8 protein-coding genes are annotated in these 7,012 nt (G+C 62.6%); 6 read left to right on the top strand and 2 right to left on the bottom strand.

The features are described from left to right. Positions 1 to 244: 244 nt before the first annotated feature. On the bottom strand, positions 245 to 607 hold the full coding sequence (locus tag AC0L3E_RS30535) for a nuclear transport factor 2 family protein (protein WP_128306830.1): 363 nt from the start codon (positions 605 to 607) through the stop codon (positions 245 to 247). Between the two features lie 112 nt (positions 608 to 719). Here AC0L3E_RS30535 and xylA point away from each other — a divergent pair, with 112 nt between their 5' ends. From xylA to AC0L3E_RS30520, 3 genes are all read left to right on the top strand, one after another. Beyond that, positions 720 to 2,045 (top strand): xylose isomerase, encoded by a 1,326-nt coding sequence (gene xylA / locus AC0L3E_RS30530; RefSeq protein ID WP_127328551.1) that lies wholly within the window; start codon positions 720 to 722, stop codon positions 2,043 to 2,045. Positions 2,046 to 2,298: 253 nt separating this feature from the next. Then, positions 2,299 to 2,775 (top strand): GNAT family N-acetyltransferase, encoded by a 477-nt coding sequence (locus AC0L3E_RS30525; protein ID WP_127322172.1) that lies wholly within the window; start codon positions 2,299 to 2,301, stop codon positions 2,773 to 2,775. A gap of 177 nt (positions 2,776 to 2,952) precedes the next feature. Further along, a complete protein-coding gene (locus AC0L3E_RS30520) occupies positions 2,953 to 3,162 on the top strand; it encodes a hypothetical protein (protein ID WP_127270186.1) in 210 nt (69 codons plus the stop codon). Positions 3,163 to 3,225: 63 nt separating this feature from the next. Here the strand turns inward: AC0L3E_RS30520 and AC0L3E_RS30515 are convergent, their stop codons facing one another. Next, positions 3,226 to 4,206, bottom strand: a complete 981-nt coding sequence (locus AC0L3E_RS30515; protein WP_127380253.1) for a GlxA family transcriptional regulator — start codon at positions 4,204 to 4,206, stop codon at positions 3,226 to 3,228. Positions 4,207 to 4,338: 132 nt separating this feature from the next. On the opposite strand from AC0L3E_RS30515, the gene bcoG reads away from it, so the two are divergent. From bcoG to AC0L3E_RS30500, 3 genes are read left to right on the top strand one after another with little or no spacing between them, the layout of a single operon-like run. Beyond that, positions 4,339 to 5,256 (top strand): 3-dehydrocarnitine:acetyl-CoA trimethylamine transferase BcoG, encoded by a 918-nt coding sequence (bcoG, locus tag AC0L3E_RS30510; RefSeq protein WP_023810589.1) that lies wholly within the window; start codon positions 4,339 to 4,341, stop codon positions 5,254 to 5,256. Positions 5,257 to 5,278: 22 nt separating this feature from the next. Further along, complete coding sequence (locus AC0L3E_RS30505; protein ID WP_473606393.1) at positions 5,279 to 5,908, top strand: HD domain-containing protein; 630 nt, start codon at positions 5,279 to 5,281, stop codon at positions 5,906 to 5,908. After that, a complete protein-coding gene (locus AC0L3E_RS30500; RefSeq protein ID WP_127269385.1) occupies positions 5,905 to 7,008 on the top strand; it encodes a carnitine 3-dehydrogenase in 1,104 nt (367 codons plus the stop codon). The genes AC0L3E_RS30505 and AC0L3E_RS30500 overlap by 4 nt, the downstream gene beginning before the upstream one ends. Positions 7,009 to 7,012 lie beyond the last annotated feature (4 nt).

The raw sequence follows: 7,012 nt of genomic DNA, 5'->3' as shown, positions 1-7,012 counted from the left end.
CACTCCCTTGGTAAGGGAGTGCTCTACGCCGAGGGCTGGAATGGCTCACGGGACAGTACCCCCCTCTGCCCTGCCGGGCATCTCCCCCTCTAGGGGGGAGATGCCCGGCAGCGTTGACGGCTTTACTCGTCTTGCAAGGTTGATAATTAGCGAAGGCGGGAAAGACAGCCAATCTCCCCCCTTGAGGGGGAGATGGCCGGCAGGCCAGAGGGGGGCGCTTCGCACCCGCCTCGCCCAGAAGTCCTCACTGCGCAGGCACCTTGTCGAGAAAGCCGGTGACGCTCTTGAGGCGGCCGTTCTCAATGATTCCGATGTCGGTACCTTCGATCACCGATGGCGTCCCCTCAGGCCCGAGATTCCACGAGAAGCGGATCTTGTCGGCAAAACCGTCCGGCGTGCCCTTCAGCGAGAACCGGAAGCCGGCAAAGCGCTGCTGCACGCCGTCGATCAGAGCCGCGACGCCTTCATGGCCGTCGCCCTGCATGAGCGGATCACGATAGCTGACGTCTTCCGTGAAGGTCACCTTGAGCAATTCGGTCCGGCGGACGGCATCGCTTTCGTTCCAGGCGGTGATGTAGTTTTCAGCGATCTTGGTGAGGTCGGTCATGGTCTGTCTCCTTCATTTGACGGTTTTGACATGACCCTTTTCAACCGGCGCTGGCCTGAAACCAATTACGCCTGAGGTAATGGCGGCAGAACTTTGTGAGAGGACAGAAATCATGAGCAGCGGATTTTTCGGCGACATCAAGAAAATCAAATATGAAGGGCCGGATTCGACCAATCCGCTGGCCTATAGGTTCTACAATCCCGACGAGCTCGTCGCCGGCAAACGGCTGGAAGACCATCTGCGCTTCGCCGTCGCCTACTGGCACTCCTTTGCCTGGCCGGGCGGCGATCCGTTCGGCGGCCAGACCTTCGACCGGCCGTGGTTCCCCAAGGCAGGTGGCACCGACACGATGGAACTGGCAAAGCTGAAAGCGGACGTCGCCTTCGAGATGTTCTCGCTGCTCGGCGCGCCCTATTTCTGCTTCCACGACGCCGATGTGCGGCCGGAAGGCAAGGATTTTTCCGAAAGTGCCGCGCGCCTCGACGAGATCGCCGATTACTTCGCGGGGAAGATGAAGCAGACCGGCGTCAAGCTGCTTTGGGGCACCGCCAATCTGTTCTCCAATCGCCGCTTCATGTCGGGGGCGGCCACCAATCCCGATCCGGATGTCTTTGCCTACGCGGCGGCGACGGTAAAAAGCTGCATCGACGTCACCAAGCGGCTGAAGGGCGAAAACTACGTGCTGTGGGGCGGGCGCGAAGGCTATGAGACGCTGCTCAACACCGACCTCGCGCGCGAGCAGGAACAGGCCGGCCGGTTCCTCAGCATGGTCGTCGACTACAAGCACAAGATCGGCTTCAAGGGCGCGATCCTGATCGAGCCGAAGCCGCAGGAGCCGACCAAGCATCAGTACGATTACGATGTCGCCACGGTCTACGGCTTCCTCAAGCGCTTCGGGCTGGAGAAGGAGGTCAAGGTCAATATCGAGCAGGGCCACGCCATCCTGGCCGGCCATTCCTTCGAGCACGAACTGGCTCTGGCCAATGCGCTCGGTATTTTCGGTTCGATCGACATGAACCGCAACGACTATCAGTCGGGATGGGACACCGACCAGTTCCCCAACAACGTGCCGGAAATGGCACTGGCCTACTACCAGGTCCTGCAGGCCGGCGGCTTCAAGACCGGCGGCACCAATTTCGACGCCAAGCTGCGCCGCCAGTCGCTCGATCCGCAGGACCTGCTGATCGGCCATATCGGCGGCATGGACTCTTGCGCACGTGGCCTGAAAGCCGCGGCCCGCATGGTTGAGGACAAGGCGCTATCGGCGCCGCTGGCCGAACGTTATGCCGGCTGGAACACGGCCGAGGGCAAGGCGATGCTCGCCGGCAAGCGCACGCTTGAGGATATCGCCGAGCGTGTCGTCAAGAAGAAGATCGAGCCGCAGCCGAGGTCCGGCCGCCAGGAACTGCTGGAAAATATCGTCAACCGCTACGTGTAAGGCGCGCGCCGCTCCATCTCTGGACCGACATCCGGCACCACTGGCTGAAAGCCGCCGCCATCGCTATCTGCTAGTCAGCCCACTTCGCGAGAGGCTGCCGAGGATCGCACAGATCTTCGGCAGCCAGCGTGAGATCAAGATGCCACGCATGTCGCCGAAAGAAGGCCCGTGCGGCAGCCTTTATTTTTATGCATGTCGTCATTCCCAAAACCGCTGTGCACTTTTGGGCGACATGCATTGGCGGGAGACGGAAATGGCAGAGGATCGAATCATCGTGCGCCCGGCGCAGGCAAGCGATATTCCGGCGTTGAAGCAGGTGCTGCAGGAAACGTTCGAAGGCACATGGCTGCCGAACATCACCGAAGCAGCGGCGCGGCGCTATGTCGAGACGGATATTGGCGGGCGCTATGTCGACCGGAGCTGGCCTGAGTTCGCCGTTGCCGAGATCGATGGCGAGGTCGCCGGCCTGATCCATTGGCGCGCCGATTTCATCGAGGCCCTGCACGTCATGGCATCCCGTCAAGGCCAAGGTGTCGGCCGCAAGCTGCTCTCCCATGCCGAACAGGCAATCGGCACCGCCGGGTTGGCGCAGGCGCGGCTGGAAACCGACACGTTCAACCTGCCGGCACAAGCCCTCTACAAGGCGGTCGGCTATGTCGAGAAAAACCGCTATCCAGACGACGAATGGGACAGTGGCTTCACCACGGTGCTGTTCGAAAAGCGGCTGTAGATCTCTCCTTGATCTGACCTGCCGGGACGCAGGAACAGCTTTGCGCATGGCCCGGTCCCGCGACACGGTTTTGCCCTTCGACGCCCTTCAATGACCTCGCTCTTGCCTTCAAACTGCCGTCACGTTTCTCGTATAAGAGTGGCTCGTGGCGGGAGAGGAAGAAGGAGGCGAACCGATATGCAGAACGAACGTGAAATCGACGCCCTGCTCTCACCTGGCGAGGCCGGATCGATCATCGACCGGCTGATGGCGATGCCGCATCCGAAGGATGGTACGCGCCGCTCCAACGAATGGGACCGCGCCGTTGCCAGCCGTTTCGAGACCCATCTTGCCAGACAGATGCGCTCGCAGATCGACGGCGGCAGTGACCGTCAGAACGCTGCCTGAGCTTTCCGACTTTGTGCATGTCGTTATCCCAAAACCGCTACACACTTTTGGGCGACATGCACATCAACCCCTCCGCAATCTGACCGGCGCTTCGCCGAAAGCCCTTGAAAATGCCCTCGAAAATGCCGCGGCGGACGAGAACCCGGTCCGCCCGGCAATATCGGCCATGGCAACCCTCGTATCGACCACCAGCCGGCGCGCGGCGCCGAGGCGCAGCCTGAGGTAATAGGCGCCCGGCGTCTCGCCGATCGATTTGCGAAAGATGCTTTCCAGCGTCCGTGCCGTCACCCCGGCGCGCTTGGCCACTGCTTCGATGGTCAGCGGCTGGTCGACATGCGATTCCATCAGCCGGATGGCTTGCGCAAGCCGCGGGTCATAGCCGTCGAGCCGGCCGAGCGAGACCAGCGGCTGTGCGTCGGTGGCGGCGCGAGCCTGGTCGTAGATGAAGACGCTGGCGACATCGAGCGCCACCGCCATACCGAGCCGCGTGCGGATGAGATGCAGCATCAGGTCGAAGGTCGGTGACGCGCCACCCGACGTGAACACCGGCCCGTCGATGACATAGCGGTCAGGGCGGACATCGACGCCGGGGAAGGACGAGGAAAAATCCTCCATGTCCTCCCAGTGGGTGGTGGCGCTGCGCCCTTCCAGCAGGCCCGCGCGTGCGACCAGCCAGGTGCCCGCCTCGACGCCGCCGCAAGCACGCGCCGTGCGTGCGGCCCGGCGCAGGCCCGACAACAGAGCCGAGGTTGCATAGTTCTGGGTGCCGAAGCCAGCGACGACGACCAGAACGTCGGACGGCTCGGCCGCGTCGAAACGGCCGCTGACCGCCACCGGCAGGCCGCATGTGGTGACCGGAGCCTCGCCGGTCACCGAGACCAGCCTGAAATCGAACAGGGTCTCGCCGGAGATACGGTTGGCGGCGCGCAGCGGATCGACGGCGGATGCGACGCACATGATGGACGAGCCGGAAAACACCAGCAGCGTCACCTTGAGCGGCAGACGCTCGGCGCGAAAGATCGTTGGTTTTTCGCTTTTCGTCATGGAAGCTTCGTAAAACGCAAAACAGTTTCCGGCAAGTCGGGCATTGTTGATAGTCTTTGTGCCTGTCGTTATCCCAAAACCGGTTCCCACTTTTGGGCGACATGCATAGTGTTTCTATCGGAGGAGAGTTCTATGCCGCTTGCGATGAACCGTGAGGTCTTCATTACCTGTGCCGTGACCGGGTCCGGCGGGTCGCAGGACCGCAGCCCTCATGTGCCGCGCTCGCCAAAGCAGATCGCCGATTCGGCCATCGACGCGGCCAAGGCTGGCGCCGCAATCGTGCATTGCCATGTGCGCGACCCTGAGACCGGCAAGCCCAGGCGCGATGTGCATCTCTACCGCGAAGTGACCGAGCGCATCCGCGCGGCAGAAGTGGATGTCATCCTGAACCTGACCGCCGGCATGGGCGGCGACATGGTGTTCGGTTCGCCGGAGGCGCCGCTGCCGCTCAACGAAAAAGGCACCGACATGGGCGGCGCCACCAACCGCATGGAACATGTGCGCCAGTGCCTGCCGGAAATCTGCACGCTCGACTGCGGCACCATGAATTTCGCCGAGGCCGACTATGTCATGACCAACACGCCAGGCATGCTGCGCGCCATGGGCGGCATGATGACGGCGCTTGGCGTCAAGCCGGAGATCGAGGCCTTCGACACTGGCCATTTGTGGTTCGCCAAGCAGCTGGTCGAGGAAAAGGTGCTCAACCCCGATGCGCTGGTGCAGCTCTGCATGGGCGTGCCGTGGGGGGCGCCGGACGACCTCAACACCTTCATGGCCATGGTCAACAATGTGCCGTCGACCTGGAACTGGTCGGCCTTTGCCATCGGCCGCAACCAGATGGCCTATGCTGCTGCGGCGGTGCTGGCCGGCGGCAATGTCCGCGTCGGTCTCGAAGACAATCTCTGGCTCGACAAGGGCGTACTGGCGACCAATGCGCAGTTGGTCGAGCGCGCCGCCAGCATCGTCACCAATCTCGGCGCCAGGATTCTTGGGCCGGAAGAGGTACGGCAGAAGCTCAACCTTACCAAGCGGGCGCCGATCGCGGCATAAATTATTCGTCGGGAGGGTCGGCATGACTACCGTAAAATTCACCGCGATGAAGGATGGCGACCGGGACGCCTACGAGTTCCTGACCGCGCATGAGATCGATTATGCCGCCAGGACCGGCGAGCGGCTGCTCGATGCGCTGGTGCAGCTCGACGCGGGCCTATCGGGCTACAAGATCACCCGGCTCGGCCATTCGCTGCAGGCGGCGACGCGTGCCTGGCGCGACGGCGCCGACACCGACTGGATCGCCTGCGCGCTACTGCACGACATCGGCGACATCTACGCGCCATACAATCACGACGAATATGCCGCTTCGATCCTGAAACCCTTCGTGCGCGAACAATGCACTTGGGTGGTGGAGAAACATGGCGACTTCCAGCGGCTCTACTATGCCCATCACCTCGGCGGTAACCGCCATGCGCGCGACCGCTTTGCCGGCCACGCCTATTTCGACGATTGCGACCAGTTTTGCGAGCGCTGGGACCAGTCGAGCTTCGACCCCGACTATGACACGCTGCCGATCGAATTCTTCCGGCCCTTCGTCCTCAAAGTCTTTGCCCGCAAGGCATACGACCCGTCCGTGATCCGCGCCGGCGAACGCGTGCCGCTCATAGATCCCACAACCGCCATGACCAGAACCGGAGCTTCCGCATGAGTATCATCAACAAGGCAGCCGCCATCGGTGGCGGCGTCATCGGCGCCGGCTGGGTGGCGCGGCTGCTGCTCAACGGCATCGACGTGTCGATCTTCGATCCCGATCCCGAGGCGTCGCGCAAGGTCGGCGAAGTGATGAAGGGCGCGCGCCGCGCCTACAAGCAGATGGTGCCCGGCGGTTTGCCGAAAGAGGGCAAGCTGACCTTTGCCAAGACCATCGCCGAGGCAGTGGCCGATGCCGATTTCATTCAGGAAAGCGTGCCGGAACGGCTCGACCTCAAGCACCGGGTGCTCGCCGAGATCGATACCCACGCGCCGGCCAATGCGATTGTCGGTTCCTCGACCTCCGGCATCAAGCCAACCGACATGCAGGTGGCGATGAAGAAGCATCCGGAGCGGCTGGTCGTCGGCCATCCTTTCAACCCGGTCTATCTCCTGCCGCTGGTCGAGATCGTGGGCGGCGAGCAGACCTTTCCCGAGGCGATCGAGGTCGCCAAGGAGATGTATGCCTCGATCGGCATGAAGCCGGTCGTCATCCGCAAGGAGATCGAGGCCTTCGTCGGCGACCGCCTGCTCGAAGCGGCATGGCGCGAGGCGCTGTGGCTGATCAAGGACGGCATCTGCACGGTCGAGGAACTCGACGACATCATGCGCTACGGCTTCGGCCTGCGCTGGGCGCAGATGGGCATGTTCCAGGTCTATCGCGTCGCCGGTGGCGAGGCCGGCATGCGCCACTTCATGGCGCAGTTCGGGCCCTGCCTGAAATGGCCATGGACCAAGCTGATGGATGTGCCGGAGTTCAACGACGAACTGGTCGACCTGATCGCCACGCAGTCGGACGACCAGGCACATGGGCTGTCGATCCGCGAACTGGAAAAAATCCGCGACGACAATCTGGTCGCCATCATGGATGCGCTGTCGAAGCAGAACAAAGGCAAGGGCTGGGGCGCCGGCGCCCTGCACAAGGACTATACCAGGCAGCTGGCCAAGCTGGCGGCGAAGAAGCCCACGGCCTCCAAGGCTGCCGAGAAGGCCAAAGCCTTGAAACCGGTCAAGAAAGCCGAAAAGCCGAAGAAAAAGCCCGGCAAGAAGAAAGGCTGAGAGC

The sequence above is a fragment of the Mesorhizobium sp. WSM4822 genome (genome assembly GCF_055811155.1).
The sequence above is the reverse complement of the archived record's forward strand: the minus strand, read 5'-3'. Positions and strand labels throughout refer to the sequence as shown.

Excerpts from the sequence above, each read along its gene's own strand:
- AC0L3E_RS30515 (WP_127380253.1), bottom strand. The coding sequence starts at position 4,206 with ATGACGAAAAGCGAAAAACCAACGATCTTTCGCGCCGAGCGTCTGCCG.
- xylA (WP_127328551.1), top strand. The coding sequence starts at position 720 with ATGAGCAGCGGATTTTTCGGCGACATCAAGAAAATCAAATATGAAGGG.
- AC0L3E_RS30505 (WP_473606393.1), top strand. The coding sequence starts at position 5,279 with ATGACTACCGTAAAATTCACCGCGATGAAGGATGGCGACCGGGACGCC.
- AC0L3E_RS30500 (WP_127269385.1), top strand. The coding sequence starts at position 5,905 with ATGAGTATCATCAACAAGGCAGCCGCCATCGGTGGCGGCGTCATCGGC.
- bcoG (WP_023810589.1), top strand. The coding sequence starts at position 4,339 with ATGCCGCTTGCGATGAACCGTGAGGTCTTCATTACCTGTGCCGTGACC.
- AC0L3E_RS30525 (WP_127322172.1), top strand. The coding sequence starts at position 2,299 with ATGGCAGAGGATCGAATCATCGTGCGCCCGGCGCAGGCAAGCGATATT.
- AC0L3E_RS30520 (WP_127270186.1), top strand. The coding sequence starts at position 2,953 with ATGCAGAACGAACGTGAAATCGACGCCCTGCTCTCACCTGGCGAGGCC.
- AC0L3E_RS30535 (WP_128306830.1), bottom strand. The coding sequence starts at position 607 with ATGACCGACCTCACCAAGATCGCTGAAAACTACATCACCGCCTGGAAC.